The organism is Enterobacter sp. BIDMC93, from assembly GCF_001037805.1.
Lineage (GTDB): Bacteria > Pseudomonadota > Gammaproteobacteria > Enterobacterales > Enterobacteriaceae > Enterobacter > Enterobacter hormaechei_C.
In genome coordinates, this window is record NZ_KQ089962.1 from 4597072 (window position 1) to 4616764 (window position 19693).

Annotated in this window: 15 protein-coding genes; 8 read left to right on the forward strand and 7 right to left on the reverse strand. The window is 56.0% G+C overall.

The window, feature by feature from the left end; genetic code table 11:
- Positions 1-4: 4 nt before the first annotated feature.
- Together ytfR and ytfQ are read right to left on the reverse strand one after the other, a co-directional pair.
- Positions 5-1507 carry a galactofuranose ABC transporter, ATP-binding protein YtfR gene (ytfR, locus tag SK58_RS21465; protein WP_017383923.1) on the reverse strand — a complete coding sequence of 501 codons (1503 nt, stop codon included), beginning with the start codon at positions 1505-1507 and terminating at the stop codon, positions 5-7.
- A 103-nt stretch (positions 1508-1610) separates the two neighbouring features.
- Positions 1611-2567, reverse strand: a complete 957-nt coding sequence (gene ytfQ, locus SK58_RS21470; protein ID WP_017383924.1) for a galactofuranose ABC transporter substrate-binding protein YtfQ — start codon at positions 2565-2567, stop codon at positions 1611-1613.
- 309 nt (positions 2568-2876) lie between these two features.
- Between ytfQ and ppa the strand changes: the two genes are divergently transcribed.
- Positions 2877-3407, forward strand: a complete 531-nt coding sequence (gene ppa, locus SK58_RS21475) for an inorganic diphosphatase (RefSeq protein ID WP_006810347.1) — start codon at positions 2877-2879, stop codon at positions 3405-3407.
- Between the two features lie 141 nt (positions 3408-3548).
- Here ppa and SK58_RS21480 read toward each other — a convergent pair whose 3' ends face one another.
- From SK58_RS21480 to tamA, 3 genes are read right to left on the reverse strand one after another with little or no spacing between them, the layout of a single operon-like run.
- Positions 3549-3893, reverse strand: a complete 345-nt coding sequence (locus SK58_RS21480) for a gamma-glutamylcyclotransferase family protein (protein WP_017383925.1) — start codon at positions 3891-3893, stop codon at positions 3549-3551.
- A 2-nt stretch (positions 3894-3895) separates the two neighbouring features.
- Positions 3896-7672, reverse strand: coding sequence for an autotransporter assembly complex protein TamB (gene tamB, locus SK58_RS21485; RefSeq protein WP_048220411.1), 3777 nt, complete (start codon positions 7670-7672; stop codon positions 3896-3898).
- Complete coding sequence (gene tamA, locus SK58_RS21490; RefSeq protein ID WP_017694656.1) at positions 7669-9402, reverse strand: autotransporter assembly complex protein TamA; 1734 nt, start codon at positions 9400-9402, stop codon at positions 7669-7671. The genes tamB and tamA overlap by 4 nt, the downstream gene beginning before the upstream one ends.
- 224 nt (positions 9403-9626) lie before the next feature.
- On the opposite strand from tamA, the gene msrA reads away from it, so the two are divergent.
- Entirely contained in the window at positions 9627-10268 is a 642-nt protein-coding gene (msrA, locus tag SK58_RS21495; RefSeq protein WP_006810351.1) for a peptide-methionine (S)-S-oxide reductase MsrA, read from the forward strand.
- Here msrA and SK58_RS21500 read toward each other — a convergent pair whose 3' ends face one another.
- Entirely contained in the window at positions 10269-11327 is a 1059-nt protein-coding gene (locus SK58_RS21500) for a LacI family DNA-binding transcriptional regulator (RefSeq protein WP_048220412.1), read from the reverse strand. It lies immediately after the preceding gene.
- Between the two features lie 192 nt (positions 11328-11519).
- On the opposite strand from SK58_RS21500, the gene SK58_RS21505 reads away from it, so the two are divergent.
- The 6 genes from SK58_RS21505 (at position 11520) to SK58_RS21530 (ending at position 19112) form a co-directional block, all read left to right on the forward strand.
- Complete coding sequence (locus tag SK58_RS21505) at positions 11520-12671, forward strand: Gfo/Idh/MocA family protein (RefSeq protein ID WP_015572494.1); 1152 nt, start codon at positions 11520-11522, stop codon at positions 12669-12671.
- 15 nt (positions 12672-12686) lie between these two features.
- On the forward strand, positions 12687-13865 hold the full coding sequence (locus SK58_RS21510; RefSeq protein ID WP_017383929.1) for a Gfo/Idh/MocA family protein: 1179 nt from the start codon (positions 12687-12689) through the stop codon (positions 13863-13865).
- 2 nt (positions 13866-13867) lie between these two features.
- Positions 13868-14935: a Gfo/Idh/MocA family protein gene (locus SK58_RS21515; protein WP_017383930.1), complete on the forward strand. Its 1068-nt coding sequence runs from the start codon at positions 13868-13870 to the stop codon at positions 14933-14935.
- Between the two features lie 9 nt (positions 14936-14944).
- The gene (locus tag SK58_RS21520) at positions 14945-15967 is read left to right on the forward strand and encodes a Gfo/Idh/MocA family protein (protein WP_032103138.1); all 1023 of its coding nucleotides are present in this window, start codon (positions 14945-14947) and stop codon (positions 15965-15967) included.
- A 69-nt stretch (positions 15968-16036) separates the two neighbouring features.
- Positions 16037-17581: an MFS transporter gene (locus SK58_RS21525; RefSeq protein ID WP_032652309.1), complete on the forward strand. Its 1545-nt coding sequence runs from the start codon at positions 16037-16039 to the stop codon at positions 17579-17581.
- Positions 17582-17774: 193 nt separating this feature from the next.
- A complete protein-coding gene (locus SK58_RS21530; protein WP_006810357.1) occupies positions 17775-19112 on the forward strand; it encodes a polyamine export protein PaeA in 1338 nt (445 codons plus the stop codon).
- A gap of 76 nt (positions 19113-19188) precedes the next feature.
- Here SK58_RS21530 and SK58_RS21535 read toward each other — a convergent pair whose 3' ends face one another.
- Positions 19189-19395, reverse strand: a complete 207-nt coding sequence (locus tag SK58_RS21535) for a DUF1107 domain-containing protein (RefSeq protein WP_003856054.1) — start codon at positions 19393-19395, stop codon at positions 19189-19191.
- Between the last annotated feature and the right edge of the window lie 298 nt (positions 19396-19693).

Below are 19693 nucleotides of genomic sequence, written 5' to 3' on the forward strand. Positions count from 1 at the left end.
CTCCTTACGCCGCGATGGCATTCATGATCGCCGGTACCGACAGTTTATCCAGCGGGATCTCTGCCACCTGCCTGCGATCGCGCATGATGATGACGCGATCGGCATAGCCGACCAGCTCCTCCAGCTCGGACGAGATCACCAGCAGCGCCAGACCGTCGGCGCAGAGCGTTTCGATAAGCCGGATGATTTCGGCGTGCGCGCCCACGTCGATACCGCGCGTGGGCTCGTCGAGGATCAGGAATTGCGGTTTGGTGAGCAGCCAGCGCGAGAGGAGAACCTTCTGCTGGTTACCGCCCGAGAGGAACTCGATGGGCTGTTCCGCGCTCGGGGTACGTATACCGAGCTGGCGGATGAAGCGCTCGGCAATCGCGTTCTGCTCGCGCTTAGGGATCGGACGCAGCCAGCCGCGCTGGGCCTGTAGCGCCAGAATGATGTTTTCCCGCACCGAGGCGGCGGCAATAATCCCGTCCGTTTTCCTGTCCTCCGGGCAGAAGCCCACGCCGAGGCACGACGCCTGATGCGGTGAACGTAGCGTTTGTGGTTTGCCTTTGATCAGCGCCGTTCCGCTGTCGGCAGGTTTGATCCCGAAGATGACTTCGGCGGTTTCGGTGCGCCCGGAGCCTAACAGCCCCGCCAGACCCACAATTTCACCGGGGCGTACCTCGAGGTTAAACGGCGCGATGGTCCCTTTTCTGCCGTAATCGTGAAACGCGGCGATCGGTTTTTCGCTCAGCAGCGTACGGCCCGCGCGCTGAAGCGCGTTGGTCTCGAGCTCGCGGCCCAGCATCATTTTGACCAGCTCTATCTGCGGCAGCTCGCGGGTTTCCCGGCAGCCGACAAAGCTGCCGTTGCGCAGCACCGTTATACGGTCGCTCACCTCGTAAACCTGATCGAGGAAATGCGTCACGAAAATCAGGCTGACGCCCTGATTACGCAGCTGGCGCATCAGGGTAAAAAGCATCTCCACTTCCTGGGTATCGAGGCTGGCGGTGGGTTCATCGAGGATCAGCACTTTCGCCGAGAGATCGATAGCGCGACAGATCGCGACGATTTGCTGCATCGCTACGGAAAAACGGTTCAGCGGTTCGCGCACGTCGAGAGAGAAGCCATACGATTCCATCAGCTTCGCGGCGCGCGCTTCCATCTCTTTGCGGCGCAGCAGGCCAAAACGTCTGGGTTCGCGGCCAATAAACAGGTTATCCGCTACCGACATGTTTGGCAGCAGGTTCACTTCCTGGTAGACCGTGCCGATCCCCAGTTGCTGGGCATGCGCGGTGTTTTTGGGCGAAATGGCGTTACCTTCCAGCCAGATAGCGCCGCGATCGGCGTGATAGACCCCGGTCAGGGTTTTAATCAGCGTCGACTTCCCCGCCCCGTTTTCGCCGAGCAACGCCATGATCTCCCCACGCCGCAGGCTGAAATCAACGTTATCCAGCGCCTTAACGCCAGGGAAAAATTTACTCAGGCCCTCTGTGCGGAGGATTTCCTGGTGTTGTTCGGTGGTCATGGTTTCCCCCTGCATCAGGCCGGATGACGCTACGCTTATCCGGCCTACAAAAGAGCGTATCGTAGGCCGGGTAAGCGCAGCGCCACCCGGCAATTTCACTGGATCAGTAGCCCATATTTTTCTTCTTCTCTAACTCTTCTTTCGCCGTGTCCGGCAGGTAGAGCGTGGATTTGGTGATGGTCAACTTCTCAGGCTGGGTGCCGTCTTTCTTGAATTTCTCCAGCGCATCGAATGCCGGGCCCGCCATATTTGGCGTCAGCTCCACGCTGGCGTTCGCTTCGCCGTCAATCATCGCTTTGTAGATGTCCGGTACGCCGTCGATCGAGCCGGTGAGGATATCTTTGCCCGGCTTCAGGCCCGCTTCTTTGATGGCCTGGATGGCGCCGATCACCATGTCGTCGTTGTGGGCGTAAACCATGCAGATATTTTTGCCGTTATTTTCTGCCTTGATGAAGCTTTCCATGACCTCTTTACCCTTGCTACGGGTGAAGTCGCCGGACTGAGAACGGATGATTTTGATGTTTGGTGCTTTAGCGATGGCCTCCGCGAAACCTTTCTTACGGTCGATAGCCACGCTCGCTCCGACGGTGCCCTGCAACTCAACCACGTTACACGGCTTGCCATCCACCTGCTTCACCAGCCAGTCACCAATCAGTTTGCCTTCCAGCACGTTATCGGCGGTGACGGTGGTCATATAGAGAGATTTGTCTTTTACGTCGATGGAACGGTCGAGCAGGAAGACCGGAATTTCAGCATCTTTGGCTTCCTTCAGCACCGGCTCCCAGCCCGTGGCGACAACCGGGGCAATAAAGATGGCATCCACGCCCTGAGCGATAAACGAGCGCACCGCTTTAATCTGGTTCTCTTGCTTTTGCTGACCATCGGCGATTTTCAGCGTAATACCGCGCTTTTCGGCCTCACTTTTCGCCACATTCGTTTCAGCGGCGCGCCAGCCAGATTCAGATCCGACCTGCGAAAATCCAACGGTTAAGGGTGCGGCCATCGCCATAGACGACATGGCTGCCGAAACTGCTGTAACAAGAAGTAAGCGCTTCCACATATGAACGTCCTCGTAGGGTAGGTTATTGTTGGTTAAAAGATGTTCCGCGGATGAACTATAGCCAATGGAATATGTTACGGATTGCGTTACATCACACTTCAGAAAAGTGAATAAAACGTTAATCACAAGTTTGTAATCGCTTTCATTTCAACATTTAAAATGCGGCTGAGTTTATGGATTATCCTGTCATGGAAACGGTCCGAAAAGTGAAGGCGCGAGGGAGAGAAGACGAAAACAGGCGGAGACTTTCAGCGCCAGTTGGCTATAATACCTGCCACTTGTTTACCATCCATTTTAAAGGACACCGACATGAGCTTACTCAACGTCCCTGCGGGTAAAGAACTGCCAGAAGACATCTACGTTGTGATCGAAATCCCGGCCAACGCAGATCCAATCAAATACGAAATCGACAAAGACACCGGTGCGCTGTTCGTTGACCGTTTCATGTCTACCGCCATGTTCTATCCGTGCAACTACGGCTACATCAACCACACTCTGTCTCTGGACGGTGACCCGGTTGACGTACTGGTCCCAACGCCATATCCATTGCAGCCAGGCTCCGTCATTCGCTGCCGTCCTGTTGGCGTGCTGAAAATGACTGACGAAGCGGGTGAAGATGCGAAACTGGTTGCCGTACCGCACACCAAGCTGAGCAAAGAGTACGATCACATTAAAGATGTGAACGACCTGCCAGAGCTGCTGAAAGCGCAGATCGCCCACTTCTTCGAGCACTACAAAGATCTCGAAAAAGGCAAATGGGTTAAAGTTGAAGGCTGGGATAACGCAGAAGCGGCGAAAGCAGAAATCATCGCCTCTTTCGAGCGTGCGGCTAAGAAGTAATTCTTACTGCTGAGACTAAGCCCCGCGCGTCGGGGCTTTTTTGTGCCTGTCGATGCGCCCGGCGGCGCTACGCTTGCACGGGCCTACAATCAGCAAGAGGCGCAAAACGACAACGCCACCTTACGGTGGCGTTGTCGTTTTTCAGAACTGGTCTCTGTCTAACCAGTTACCGCTTTCAATCAACGTTAACCCGTCGACCGAACGTTGGTACACGTACATCCATGCACTGCCGTAAGGCGTCTGGATCAACTGGCGAGCGTATTCACCGCCCCTGGTGCGCAAGGCATCAAGTTCGGCCAGCGTAGCATTATCAATACGATAAACCTCACCCTGTACCGTTCCGTTCCCCGGAACCGCGCCTGGATAGTGGCCCAGACTGTACAACTGGTAGTTTTCGATTGTGTAATTTCCCAGCAACTGGGCGTTGGTCATCCAGTGGCTGTTGCCTTGCCTGGTTCGTAAACTGCCGTAAACAAATATTCGCATTGCTAAAACTCAAACTGATAGAGCAGATCAAGTGCCTGGTCTACGCCGGACACTGCTTCCAGATATAGCTTAGGCATCAGGCGATAACGTAACGTGAGTGTAGCCAGTGAGTCAAAGATCCCCACGCCATATTTTACCTGTAGACCCGGCAGTACATAGCCGCTGACCACTACCTGCGAAGAGTCACCCACGCCCTGAGTGTCCAGCGCCAGATTGCTTACGCCAAACGTCTCGCCGATTTTACCCACAACCTGACCACTTTGTGCAACCCCCAGACCGACTAACATTGATGTCATTGCCGCACCATCGCCCTGTTGGCTATCCAGACCCTGGCCGCGCAAGAGGTAAGAGAGCGCTTCCTGTTGCGACATGGCCGGGTCAGAGAAGATCTCTGCCTTAGGTTCATCGGCGGAGCCCGTCACGCGCACGCCTGCAATCACATCATCTTCGGTGGCTTCCGGGTTACGGATCGCTTCGATATTGAGTACCGGCTGATCCGGTGGACCGGAGAACAGCAGCTCGCCTTTACGCACAATCAAATCCTGCCCGTAGGCATGGAAGCGCCCTTCAGGAATATTGATTTGTCCATTGAGGCCAAGCCCCTGTTGATCCTGCGCCACTTTCAGGTCACCCGTGAGTCTCGCCTTCAGCCCAAACGCGTCCAAACGCACGTTATTCCCCACGTGCACGATAAGATTACTATTGATCGGTATGCCAGCGCTCTTCTGTTCAACAGGTTTCAGATTTTCATTGAGCATAACTTCATCACTGGAGACGCCAACCGCGCTTTCCGGCACCTCGTGAACCACGATGCGCGCCCACGGTACGTCGACACGGCCGTCCAGGGTGAAGAGACTCGGCGTTGCCTCAAAGACCACGTCTGGCGACACGTCCAGGCGCACCATCGGCGGTACCGTGATACGCACCCTGCTGCCCTTGGCCGCAATACGGGCGCGCCAGTTGTCGAGCTGGCTCCAGTCTGCGTCACCGCTCAGGTTGATTTGTCCCTGCTGCGTCAGCACTGAGCCACTGAGGGTTGAGCTTTGGCCGTTAAAGTTCATCGTCAGCTGGCTTGGCTGCATATCGAACGGCATAAAGTTACCGTCAATGTCCACACCGTTTAACCGCATCTGGCCAAACAGCTGCGGGCTTTGCGCATCCCCCGCCAGACGCAGGTTGGCGCTGAGCATCCCCGCCGCCTTTTCTCCCCGCGAGAAGATCGGATTCACCATCGCCAGGTTGAAGTTACGAATATTGACGTTGCCGCCGAGATTGCGCCGCCCTTGCGGATCGGTAATTTGCACCTGTCCGTCAAACTGACCGTTGTTGGTCAGGCGGATCAGCCATCCCAGTTCCGCACGATTGTTACGCAGGTCAGCGTTCACATTCAGGGTGTCGAACGCCACCGGCAGCGGCGCGTCATTGACCTCCTGCGTCACCTTCACGTTACGCCCGGAGAGGGTAACGCTGCCCTGCGGCAGTCCCTCTTTGGTGGTGTCCCACGCGACGTCCGCTTTACCGCTGAAGACCCCGCTGGCCTGGGTGGTTTCCGGCATAAACGGTTTCAGCATCGCCAGGTCGAAACGGTTGAGGTTGATCTGCGCATGTCCTTCCGCGCCCGCATCAATGGTCTGCGGCACGCACAGCTCAGCATTCGGGTTGGTCCAGCAGTGTGGCCCAATGCTGATCTTTTGCTCCGCGTTGCGGTAATCCAGCGCGACAGACCGCGACAGCACCAGCGGGCCGACCGGCGTGCTGAAGCGGGTGTTATCCAGCACGCCTTTCCAGCGCGTCGCCTGGCGGTCAAAACTGCCCGTAAGGTGCAGCTGCCCGGAGACCGGCTCGCCCTGCACGCGTAGCTGGAGATCGTGCTGCTTTTCGTTACCTTTTGCCGCCAGCGTGACCAGACTGATGTTCACGTCCGGCTGAGAGATACGCTCCACGCGCAGATCCAGGTTTCCGCCGATCTGATCGGTGGATTTCACGTCTCCCTCGACACGCACGCGGGCAATAGAAAGTTCCTGCCAGCGCAGGTTATTGGCGGTGATGTCCGCCAGCAGCTGCGGCGCCTCCACCGTACCGCGAACCTTCACTAACCCCTTCGCCGTGCCGCCAAGACCCGGCAGGGCGTTATCGAGATTTGGCGCGTCGATGGTGGCATCCAGATTGAGGTCTTTCACGCCCAGCTCGCCTTTGATATCCGCCGTGTTGCGACCCAGCGCCACGTGCAGGCCCGGGATCACCCACTGGAGATAGCTGTTGCCCTTAAGCGAGCCCTCTACGTTGACTTTGTTCTGCTTCACGTTGCCGGTGAGCTTGAGTTCCGGCACGTCCATCTGCCAGGTGCCACCGTACAGGCTACCGCGGGTTTTGATCAGGCCATCCAGTTTTGACGGCCAGTCCGGGACCTCTTTAGCGGTGTTGATCCCGGTCAGCTTCAGCTCGCCGCGCCAGCTGATCGCCTGCTGCCAGTCGAGCAGCGCGGTCAGCTCGGTTTTTCCTTCCAGCGCCGCCACGGTCAGCTTGTCGAGGTTAACCTGCAACTCGTTACCCTTCGCATCCAGGGTGATATCGGCGGGCGGTACCCCCTGCCCCTTCACTGCCGTGCGGAACGACAGCGTGTAGTCGGTCATTTTGCCACTCAGCTTCAGCTTCAGATCGTCAGCCTGGAACTGTTTTTCGCCGGTGAACGGCCAGTAAAGCTGCTTGCTGACAACCTCAAGGTTGAGCGGTAAACCGGCCTCTGCCAGCTGGGTTTGCCCGCGCAGCACCATATCCACCGGTCCGGAGAGGTTCACGCCGAACTCCAGCTTCTCGCGCAGCGCGCCGCCGACTTTCACCTTCACCTTTTCGCCTTTCAGCGGATCGATGTTCAGGGCGCTGTTCAGCGTAATATCTACCGGCCAGTTGTCACGCAGTAGCGCATTGCCTGAGGCGTTGACCGACCCCTGGTTAGTATCAATATCCAGCGCGTCGAGCTTCATGTTGCCGTCGATACTGCTGACTTTAAGCAGCATGTTGAAGACCGTCAGATCGGTATCGCCGGTCAGACGCAACTGCTCGCCCTTAAACTCTTCGATATTGAGGTTCAGCGGCAGATGCACGTCGGTCATCTCCGGCAGAACCGGTTTCGAGAAGAGATCTTTCAGCGTTTCGCCCAGCGGTTTTTCTTCCGGCTGCGGGTTCTGGATCTTCGGCTCGACGATCTCTTCCTGCGCCACGTCGGCCACCTTCGGTAGCGCAATCAGCAGCCCTTGCAGGGAGGTTGGGGTCAGAGTGAGGTTTTTCTCCTGCCAGCGCAGACCAGAGGTGAAATCCATCACGGATACCGTCGTGTCGTCGATTTTGATATTCACGTTATCCAGTGCGACCCGGTAAAGCGCAATCGGGTACGGCGTGGAGAGGTTCAGCGGGCCGCTGTCCTCTTCATCGACAGGCTCGGACCTCGGCATTTTTTTGGAATCTATCGCCACGTTAACGTCTTTTAGCGACAGATCGTTTACGCACAGCTGGCTGTCCCGCAGGCAGCCGAGCTTGACCGCCAGATGAAACTCGCCCGCGTTCACCGCCACGCCGGGCTGTTCATAACGGATATTTTTCAGGCGCAGATCGCGCCAGCCGCCCGTTACCTGGCCGATTTCCAGCCCCGGCACCCAGCGGTTCGCGGCGTTAAACAGCAAATGCAGGCCCGTGGTGGTGCCCACCAGAAACGCCACCGTACCGAGCAGTAATACGATAAAAATCAGCACCCCGAGGCTTATCTTCTTCCATAAACTCATAATTCAGGCCCCAGACCGATGTAAAACTGTAAACCGTGTTCGTCTTTGTCGCCCACCGGAACGGCGAAATCGAGCTTGATGGGCCCGACCGGTGACTGCCAGCGCACGCCTACGCCCGCGCCGGTTTTGAAATCGCTGCGGCGGATATCGTTCACCGCTTCACCGCCGTCAACGAACATCGCTCCCCACCACTTGCCGCTGACGTTGTACTGGTACTCCAGCGAGCCAGTCGCCAGTTTTGACGCTCCGGTCAACTGGCCTTTGTCGTTTTCAGGTGAGATCGATTTGTACTTATACCCGCGAATGCTGCGGTCGCCCCCGGCGAAGAAGCGCAGATCCGGCGGGACGCGTTCGAAATCACCGGTTTCGATCCAGCCGAGATTACCGCGCATCACAAAGCGGTGTTTGTCGTACAGCGTGCGGATCCAGACGTTTTGCGCCTGAAAGACGGAGAAGTCTACATCGGAGCCCCAGGCGGTGTTGGAGTAATCGATGGAGTAGCGCTGAGAATCGCCCCAGGTCGGCATCAGGCCACCGCGCGAGCGGGTACGGCTGATCATCACGCCCGGATAAAGCAGCATGGTGGTGTTGGTGACGTTTGCCTGGGTAAAGTGGTCGAGGCTCCAGCGCAGGTTAATGGCGCGCTGCCAGCCGCTGGAGAGATCCCAGAAGCGTGATACCGCAAGCGTCGTCGAGTCCTGCTCGGTATCGTTCAAATCGGTACGCTTAAAGCCGCCCTGCACGAGGTAGTATTGCTCAAGCGGATTTTTCAGCAGCGGCATTTTATAGCTGAAGTCCAGCTGCTGTTCAGGCGCAGACAGGCTGACGCTGGTGGTCAGGCTGTGGCCGTAGGAGTTCATCCACGGTTTTTTCCATGAGGCTTTCACGCGCGGGCCGACGTCCGTGGAGTAGCCAACACCGGTCTCAATGGTGTTCTCGGTGCGCGGAGAGACCACGCCATGCAGCGGTAACACTTTCGTTTTACGGGATTTATCAAATTCCGGCGCTACCACCACGGAGTTAAACCAGCCCGTCGCGGACAAACGACGGTTCAGCTCGCCCAGGTCGCTGGACTGGTAGTAGTCGCCCTTTTTAAACGGCACCAGATTTTGCAGATACTCGTCACGGATTTGCGATCCTTCGAAGGTCACATCGCCAAACCGGTAGCGCTCGCCGCTGTCGTAATCGATATCCCAGAATGCCTGACGTCGCTCAAGCGCAACGCCCAGCTGGCTTTTGTTGAACCGGCTGTCGAAGTAGCCTTTGCGCAGCGAAACGCTGGTTAAGGATTTTTTAAAACGATCGTAATCCCCGTGATTGAGCACGGTGCCCACTTTCGGACGGGTGCTGAGCAGATCCAGGTAGTCCCGATCGGTGCGCGCACCGCCGCGCAACACCACGTTCGTGCCGCCAATCAGGACGGGTTCGCCCGGCGAGACGCGGGCAATCAACACCTGGCGTCCTTTCGCCGGCGGCGGGCGTAAATCGAAATCGATGGTGGGTTCGTAGTACCCCAACGCCTTTAAGCCTTCGCGGATGGCGTCATCCACGCGCGCGCGAAAACGCCGATCCGGCGTGACCTCATCGCTCTGGATAGTAGAAAGCTGCGCACGCACGTTTTTTTCCAGCGCCCCGGATAACCCCTCAACCTGCAAACGGACATTCGCCGCGCTGGCAATCCCGCTGGTCAGCATTAAACTGACTAAACATAACTGGCGGATCTTTGTCACGTTTTCTCCTGAATATCCCTGTTTCCACCCTGGAAGCAAATGCAGTGCCGCTCCGCGGCAAAATACGGCCTGAAAGCCAAAAACCCAAATTACGGGTTGAAAAAGGGTGTAACACCCAAATATTTCTTATGATTAAATCTAGACTCATTCATCGCATTTATTGTGTTCAATTAAACGCTTCGTGACAACCTTAACCGAAACAACGCTACCCGGGAGGCCCCACCGTGAGTTTATTCGATAAAAAGCATCTGGTATCACAAGCCGATGCGTTACCGGGACGCAACACCCCTATGCCAGTGGCAACATTACACGCCGTAAACAACCATTCAATGACAAACGTTCCTGATGGAATGGAGATCGCCCTGTTTGCCATGGGTTGCTTCTGGGGCGTAGAACGCCTGTTCTGGCAACTGCCGGGCGTGTACAGCACCGCTGCGGGCTACACCGGAGGATATACGCCTAACCCAACCTACCGCGAAGTCTGTTCCGGTGAGACCGGTCATGCTGAAGCGGTGCGTGTGGTGTATGACCCGAGCGTCATTAGCTATGAACAGCTGCTCCAGGTGTTCTGGGAAAACCATGACCCGGCGCAGGGCATGCGTCAGGGTAACGATCACGGCACCCAATACCGTTCGGCCATCTACCCGCTCACCCCAGAGCAGGAGGCCGCCGCCCACGCCAGCCTGACGCGTTTCCAGGAAGCGATGCAGGCGGCCGGTGATAAACGTCAGGTCACGACGGAAATCGCTACCGCGAAACCGTTCTACTATGCCGAAGACGACCACCAGCAGTACCTGCATAAAAATCCGTACGGCTACTGCGGTATCGGCGGCATTGGCGTTTGCCTGCCTCCCCAGCAGGCCTGATTACTGCAACAGCGCCACGCGAGCCGCGTGGCGCGTGGCATTACTCACCGAACCGTAATCAATGACTTTTCCCTGCAACAGCAGGTTAAACACTGGCGCCTGTGGTCGGTTGAGCCGCGTTTGCAGCAAATGCACCGCTTCTATACCCAAATCCCGACAGGGCACCGTGATCCCCGTAATGGGCTTTTCAAGCCGGTTTGCTAAATTCCACGCAAAATCGGTGGTGATGATGGAGATGTCTTCCGGCACGCGCAGCCCATGCCGCTGTAACGCCTTCAGCACACCCTCGGTCATGCTGGTGCTGTTGGGAAAAATGACCTCAGGCCACTGCGCTCTGTCGTGACGTAACAGCCACGCATCCAGCTCGCGCTCAGCCTCTTCAGCGGTAAACCACTCCGTGACCAGTAAATCCCGCTGCGGCTCAAACGCCACATGAAAATGCCGGTACGCTTCTTTAATTCCATCCAGCCGGGCATAGAGCGTGTCCCGGCGTAAACAGGTAATGGTCAGCACCCGGCGATGCCCCTGCTCGAAAAGATATTGCATCGTGGTAAAGCCGATTGCGCGATGATCGGGGGAAACCGAATCCAGCATCCGGTCCCGGTCAACGGAATTAATTAATACACAGGGTTTATTCAGCGTGCTGGCCAGCTTAAATATGGTGGAATCATCCGTACCAATGATAATTATTGCGTTAATATTTTTATGGCTTGCCTTTTCCATAAATAATTTCACGTCCGCATTTTGTTCCTCTAATCCGCAATAACTGATCCAGACATTATGTGGCGCGCTGGCTTCCGCAATGCCTTTGGTCACTTCCAGATAAAAAATATCCCCACGCCCCTGAAACGTTCTTTCAGGCGCAAATACAGCGATTCCGTTAATTAAAAGCCGTCCGCTCGCCATCGACTCCAGCACGCCAAGCTCCCGTGCGATGCGGACAATGGCTTCCCGGGCCTTATCGCTGGTATAAGACTTGCCGCTCAACACCCTGGAAACCGTGCTCACGGAATATCCCGTCAGGGATGCGATCTCCTCCATTTTTAACTTGCCCGGCATAGTGTGACCTCGCTCTCAATCAGTTTTTGCAAATATTTGCAGAAACAGCGCTTTGATTTTAAAACCAAATTTCAAAATGGTTGGAGTTTACTTATTCACCTTGCGAGTATTCTCACAAAAACACATTGTCGCTACGTCTCGCCTTTCCTATTTTTCGGTCATCACGCTTTTTGGCTGAAATTAAGGTGAGACATGGAGAAGGTACGTTTTGGCATTATTGGTATAGGTAATATCGGTACGGTCCACGCACGCTATTTACTGGCCGGAACCGTCAGCGACGCCTGCCTTACGGCGGTGTGCGATAACGCGCCGGAAAAGCATCCGGCCATTCGGCAGCTGGTTGGTGGCATTCCGCTGTTCAGTGATGCGCAGGAGATGCTCCAGAGCGGGCTTATCGATGCGGTCATTGTCGCCACGCCGCATTACGATCACCCGCACCTGTCGATGCTGGCGATGCGCCACGGCATTCATACCCTGTGTGAGAAGCCAGCAGGCGTCTACACCGCGCAGGTCCAGGAGATGAACGCCTGCGCCCGGGAGTGCGACGTGGTGTTCGGCATCATGTATAACCAGCGGCCCAACCCGCTGTATCAGAAAGTGAAAGATCTGATCGACAGCGGCGAGCTGGGCGAGATCCGCCGCTCCAACTGGATCATCACCAACTGGTATCGCTCGCAGAGTTACTACAACTCCGGCGGCTGGCGCGCCACCTGGAAAGGGGAAGGCGGCGGCGTGCTGCTCAACCAGGACCCGCACCAGCTCGATCTCTGGCAGTGGCTGGTGGGCATGCCGGTTCGTCTGCGCGCGTTTTGCCAGTTCGGTAAGCATCGCGATATCGAAGTGGAAGACGAGGTGACCGCCTACGCCGAATACGCCAGCGGTGCGACCGGCGTGTTCATCACCACCGTCGCGGAAACGCCGGGCACCAACCGCCTGGAGATTGTCGGCGATCGCGGCAAAGTGGTCGTCGACGAGGGCAAACTGCGCTACTGGCGGCTGCGCGAATCGGAAACCGAGTTTAACGCTCGCTGGCAGAATGGCTTCGGTGAGCCGGAATGCTGGGAGGTTTCTGTCCCTGTAGCCCCGGAATACAGCGAGCACCACGTCATCACCGCCAACTTCTGCGCCGCCGTGCTGCGCGGCGAGCCGTTGATTGCACCGGGTCTGGACGGCATTCGCGGTTTAACCCTCTCTAACGCCATGCACCTCTCCACCTGGACGGACGACTGGGTTGAGCTACCGCTAAACGAAAAGCAATACCTGCGCCTGCTTCAGCAGCGCATCAGCACCTCTGTAGATAAAGGGGCCACCAGCATCACGCTGGATGCCGCGGGTACTTGGTAACACCGGAGAAAATCGATGTTAAATGTCGCCATTGTGGGAACAGGAAATATCTCCCATAACCATATTCAGGGTTATTTGCAGTTTGGACAGCGCTGCCGGATCGTTGCGCTGGTTGATATCTATCCCGAGAAAGCGGAAGAGAAAAAAGCGCGTTACGGCCTGACGGACGCCCGCGTGTACGCCAGCCACCGGCAGTTGCTGGAGGATGCGCTTCCCATCGATATCGTTGACGTCTGCACCCCGCCCTATGTCCATGCGGAGATCAGCATTGATGCGCTTCATGCCGGCTGCCATGTGCTGTGTGAAAAACCGATGGCCGCCTCGCTGGAGGAGTGTGATGCGATGATCGCCGCCCAGCAGGCCAGCGGAAAAACGCTCTCCATTATTGCCCAGAACCGCTTTACCGATGCCTTCTGGCGCTTAAAAGCGGCGCTGGATTCCGGCCTCGCCGGAAAAATATGCCATGCGCAGGTGGATTCCTTCTGGTGGCGCGGACATTGCTACTACGACCTGTGGTGGCGCGGCACGTGGGAAAAGGAAGGGGGCGGCTGCACGCTGAACCACGCGGTGCACCATATTGACGCCATTCAGTGGATGCTCGGCTTCCCGTCTGAGGTGGTGGCGATGATGACCAACGTGGCCCATGACAACGCCGAAGTGGAAGACCTTAGCGCCGCGATATTCAAATACCCCAGCGGCGCACTCACCCAGCTTACCGCCTCGGTAGTACACCACGGGGAAGATCAGAAGATCATTATCCAGGGTGATAAAGCGCGCATCTCCGCCCCATGGCAGGCTTATGCCAGCGTGAGTGCTGACAACGGCTTCCCGCAGGAGACCAACGATATTGAGCGAGAAGCCCTGCTTGATGCCGTTTTCCAGGCGACGCCCAGGCTCGAATGGACTCTGCACACCGGGCAGATTAACGACCTGCTTCAGAGCATTGAGCGCGGTACGGCCCCGCTGGTGGACGGCGTGCAGGGTAAGCGCTCGCTGGAGCTGATTACTGCGATGTATAAATCAGCCATTACCCGCAGTGTCGTTTCCCTGCCTGTTGGCCGCGATGATCCGTTTTACCGTACCGGCGGGACGAACGCCCTCGCCCCCCGTTTTTATGAAAAATCCGCAAGCGTCGCCAACTTCAGCGAAGTGGGCGCTATCCCTCTGGGTAAAGATCTGGATCGAGGACTGTAACCATGAACAAGAATGACGGAATGAACTACGCGCCGGTGGGCAAACCGCAGCCGGTGGTGCAGGCGGGTGAATTTGTATTTGCCGCCGCCGCGCTCGACCACGGCCATATCTACGGAATGTGTAATGGCCTGATTGAAGCAGGTGCCACGCTGAAGTGGGTTTACGATCCCGATCCGGCGAAAGTGGACACGTTTGTTCAGCAGTACCCGCAGGTGAAGGTGGCTGATTCCCTGGACGTTATTCTCGCCGATGGCGACGTGCGCCTGGTGGCCGGGGCGGCCATCCCCTCCGAACGCTGTGCGCTGGGGCTGAAGGCGATGACGGCTGGCAAAGACTACTTCACGGACAAAGCGCCGCTCACCACCCTTGAACAGCTGGCAGACGCCAAAGCGATGGTGGAGAAAACCGGGAAAAAATACGCGGTCTACTACAGCGAGCGTCTGCACGTGGAAAGCGCGGTCTTTGCCGGTCAGCTGGTACAGCAAGGCGCCATTGGTCGCGTGGTGCAAACCCTGGGCATGGGGCCGCACCGGGAAGGGACTGGCCGCCCGGACTGGTTCTACGATCGTCGCTATTTCGGCGGCATCCTGTGCGACATCGGCAGCCACCAGATCGAGCAGTTCCTGTTTTATACCGGCAACCGCGACGCCACCGTGGTCGCCAGCCAGGTGCGCAACGTTAACCACCCGCAGTATCCCGCATTCGAAGATTTTGGCGACGCCATGCTCAAAGGAGAAAACGGCGCCAGCGGCTATTTCCGTTGTGACTGGTTCACTCCTGACGGGCTCTCCACCTGGGGCGATGGTCGCCTGACGCTGCTCGGTACCGACGGGTATATCGAGATCCGTAAATATGTCGATCTCACCCGGGGTGAGCAGGATGTCGTCTACCTCGTCAATAACGAGGGCGAGTTCCGCTATCCTGTGGCCGGGCAGGTTGGGTTCCCGTACTTTGGCGAACTGATCCTCGACTGCCTGCACCGCACCGAAAATGCCATGACTCAGGCGCATGCTTTCAAAGCTGCCGAACTGTGCGTGAAAGCACAAATGCTCGCAAACGCAGCTGACTAAGGGGACGACATGAACATCCTGAACACGGCGATTATCGGTGCCGGGGCTATTCACAGTTGCCATGTGAATGCCCTGAGGCAAATCCCCAATGTCGCGCTGCGCGCGCTGGTCGATATCGACAGCGTCAAAGGACTGAAGCTGGCGATGAACTATCAGTGCCGCTTTTATCAGGATTACCGGGAAATGCTGCTGGATGACAGCATCGACGTGGTGCATATCTGCACGCCCCACTTCGAGCACAAAAACATGATTCTGGCGGCGCTGGCCGCCGGGAAACATGTCTTTTGCGAAAAACCGGTGGGCATGAACAGCAGCGAGCTTGCCGACATTGCCTCTGCCGCCGCGCAGGCACCCGGCAGGCTCGGCGTCTGCTACCAGAACCGGCTCAATCCGACCAGCCTGCGCATTCGCAAGGAGCTGGCGGAAGGCGTACTGGGAAAGATGTTAAGTATCAAAGCTGTGCTGACCTGGTCCCGCTCGGGGGCGTATTACACGGAAAGCCCGTGGCGCGGGCAGCTGGCAACGGAAGGCGGAAGCCTGCTAATCAACCAGGCGATCCATACCCTCGATCTGATGCAGTGGTTCGCGGGTGGCGTCACGCGGCTGAAGGGGGTAGTCGACAGCGGGGAACTGGCTGACGTCACGCAAGGGGAAGACAGCGCGATGGCCACGCTTCACTTTACCAACGGTGCGCGCGGTCTGTTTTATGCCAGCAACTGCCACACCACGGATTCCCCCCTCTGTCTGGAGATCCACTGCGAGCGCGGCTCACTGCTGCTCAACGACAACACGCTCTGGCGCATAACGCCCGGCGAACGGTTTCGCCTGGAAAGCGATGCCTCTCCCGATGGCACCGCAAAAAGTTACTGGGGATTAGGACACCAGCAGGCGATCCGCCGTTTTTATCACGCTATTCATCACCCGGAGAGTACGGATTTTACCGATATTTGTACCGCCGGAAAATCACTCAAGATTGTGGAGGCTTTTTATCGGTCATCTCAGTTAAGACAATGGATAGATATTAATAATTAGAACGTCACGTGTAGTCCAGCAGTGCAATAAAAATACAACCTCTACATCTACCCTACACTGGATATTATTATGGTTAAACCAACTGAACGCAGAGTGGGTTATGGCGTGGCGCTTGGCTACGGCATAACCGACCTCTTTGGCGGAGGCGCTTTCGCCATTATCGGCACCTGGCTGTTATTTTTTTACACCACCTATTGCGGATTATCCGTCGTGGAAGCCGGCTCTATATTTGCTATTGCCCGCGTCATTGACGCGGTATTAAGCCCAATAATGGGTTACATCACCGACAATTTCGGCGATACCTGGCTTGGGCGTAAATTTGGCCGTCGTCGTTTCTTCTTATTACTCAGCTCTCCTTTAATGTTCCTCTATGCTCTGCTGTGGCTGACGGACATGGGTTACTGGTATTACCTGGGCACCTATCTTTCCATCGAACTGCTTTCAGCGATGGTGCTGGTGCCGTGGGAAACCCTCGCCGCGGAGATGACCAACCGCTATGAAGAGCGCAGCCGCCTGTCAGGCGTACGGATGATCTGCTCGCAATTGGGCGGTTTTCTTGCGGTGTCGGTTCCGGGCGTGATTATGCAATTTACCGGCAAAGATAATTCCTTTACCTACACGCTAACCGGACTGATATTTTCCTGCGTCTTTTGCATCGCGGTATTTATTACCTGGTACAGCACCTGGGAAGCAAAAGATGTGCATCAGGAATATGACTTCAAAGTTGATACCCAGCGCAGCAGCGGAGTAATTAATCACCTCAAATATCTGGTGCTGGATCTCTTCTCTTCTTTTCGTATTCGCGCTTTCCGCCTGCATATTCTTATTTATATTTTCTCCTTCACCGCGATGGACGTATTTGGTTCAGTCTTTACCTATTATGTGGTGTATTGCCTCAGTCAGGATGCGGCAGCAGTGTCCGGCTGGCTAAGTATTGCGGCGTTTGCCTCCGTGCCGGGCACGTACGGATTTATGCTGTTACTCAACAGGCTGAACATGACCCCTTCCGCCGCACTGCGCCTTTCGTATAGCTGCATTTTCCTGGTGCTGGCATTCCTGTTTACGGTTTATCTCACCAAAACAGAGGTGCCAACGCTGCTGTTCTCCGCCGTCTTCATCCTGCTGGGTGCAGCCCGTTCCGGCCTCTATTACATTCCGTGGAATATTTATAGCTTTATTCCGGATATCGACGAGATCGTCACGCAGCAACGCCGGGAAGGCATTTTCGCTGGCGTAATGGTGTTGACCCGCAAAAGCACCGTCGCCATTGCGATTATGATTATCGGCCTGGTGTTGCAGGAGTCCGGTTTTGTGAAAGGCAGTGGCGCACAGCCTGAAAGCGCGCTGGGAGCAATAATTGGCCTGATGATTTTTGCCACCGCCGCGCTGCTGGCAGTGAGCTTCTTCGCGACCTACAAATTTAAGCTGACCCGCGAGACGCATAAGGTGCTGCTCAAGGAGATCGCGCGTCGGAAGCTCGGTGGCGACTATCGCGACTGCGACGCCAGCACCCGCGTGGTCATCAAACAGCTGACAGGCTATGAGTACGATCAGGTCTGGGGCGGCGATGCCACACGCCTGGCTGTGGGCGAAAACTTATCTATCGTGAAATAGCCCTTCCCGCCGGATCGGCCCCATGCCGGTCCGGCTTTTTTTGCCGAAAACGTGACCTCTGGCAGGTTTACACGTCTTTACGCTATACTACCGCTGAAATAATCGGCTCAACGCTACGAGCTGAGTTCAATGTGTCTTCACACGAATGGTATCAACTCCCCTTCTGAGGATCTGGCGAGAAGCCGGATAAACTATGTTAAACAGTATTTTAGTAATACTTTGTCTTATTGCCGTCAGTGCATTTTTCTCGATATCGGAGATCTCGCTGGCTGCCTCCCGTAAAATCAAACTGAAGCTGCTTGCCGACGAGGGCAACATCAACGCATCACGCATTCTGAAAATGCAGGAAAACCCCGGCATGTTCTTTACCGTGGTGCAGATTGGCCTGAACGCGGTCGCCATCCTTGGCGGTATCGTGGGCGATGCAGCGTTTTCTCCGGCGTTTTATAGCCTCTTTGTTAAGTACATGTCCGTAGAGCTGGCCGAGCAGTTGAGCTTCATCCTCTCCTTCTCCCTGGTCACCGGCTTGTTCATTTTATTCGCGGACCTGACCCCGAAACGCATCGGTATGATTGCGCCAGAAGCTGTGGCTTTGCGTATCATCAACCCGATGCGCTTCTGCCTGTATGTCTTCCGTCCGCTGGTGTGGTTCTTTAACGGCCTGGCGAACGTCATTTTCCGCATCTTCAAGCTGCCGATGGTGCGTAAAGACGACATCACCTCCGACGATATTTATGCGGTGGTGGAAGCCGGGGCGCTGGCAGGCGTGCTGCGTAAGCAGGAGCACGAGCTGATTGAGAACGTTTTCGAACTGGAATCCCGTACCGTGCCGTCCTCCATGACCGGCCGTGAAAACATCATCTGGTTCGATCTGCATGAAGACGAGCAGAGCCTGAAGACCAAAGTGGCGCAGCACCCGCACTCCAAGTTCCTGGTCTGTAACGAAGATATCGACCATATCATCGGCTATGTGGACTCCAAAGACCTGCTGAACCGCGTGCTGGCAAACCAGAGCCTGGCGCTGAACAGCGGCGTGCAGATCCGCAACACCCTGATAGTGCCGGACACCCTGACGCTCTCCGAAGCGCTGGAAAGTTTCAAAACCGCCGGGGAAGACTTCGCGGTGATCATGAACGAATACGCGCTGGTGGTGGGCATTATCACCCTCAACGACGTTATGACGACCCTGATGGGCGACCTGGTCGGCCAGGGGCTGGAAGAGCAGATTGTTCAGCGTGACGAAAATTCATGGCTCATCGATGGCGGTACGCCGATTGAAGACGTCATGCGCGTACTCGACATTGACGAGTTCCCGCAGTCCGGCAACTACGAGACCATCGGCGGCTTTATGATGTTTATGCTGCGTAAAATCCCGAAACGTACCGACTCGGTGAAGTTCTCCGGCTTCAAGTTTGAAGTGGTGGATATTGATAACTACCGCATCGACCAGCTGCTGGTAACGCGTATTGATAGCAAACCGACCGTGCTGGTGCCGAAACTGCCGGATGCCGAAGAGAAGGTGTCGGCGTAATCCTTTGTGTGCCCCACAAACATCAACGGCTCCCATCGGGAGCCGTCTTTTTAACTACTACTGCATAGCACGTTGGTTAAGCCATCTCAGTTTGCAGACGCATAACCTGACGGTTGACTTCGGACATCACAGACAAGTGCTGTTTGTCCTTCACTTTTGGGATAAGGATTTTGCCCTTATCGAACTCAAAAGCGCCAACATCCTTGATGTACAACCGTCCACGGAACAGGATCTTCACGTACTTCGCCACCTGAAGCGGGTTGTAGCGTTGGAAAATTTTCATTCTTGTATCTCCTGCGAATCATACGCTCTTGCGGTGCCACAATCGGCCCGACTGTCCTGAGCGCAAATTTTGATGCCCAATGACTATAGACCAGAACCTCGTACTTACCCAGTGTGCATAAGTTTATTTACCGTTTGATTACAATTATTCAGAATAATCTTTGCAAAGCGTGATACAGCGCAGTATATGCCGTCGTTTTTGCATGGATATGTGCGTTCGCCCGCAAACTGGCATCGGGATTGCGGGAAAAGCCTATTGATCGCACTTATGATTAAAAGCGCATGACCAAGTGGTCGGA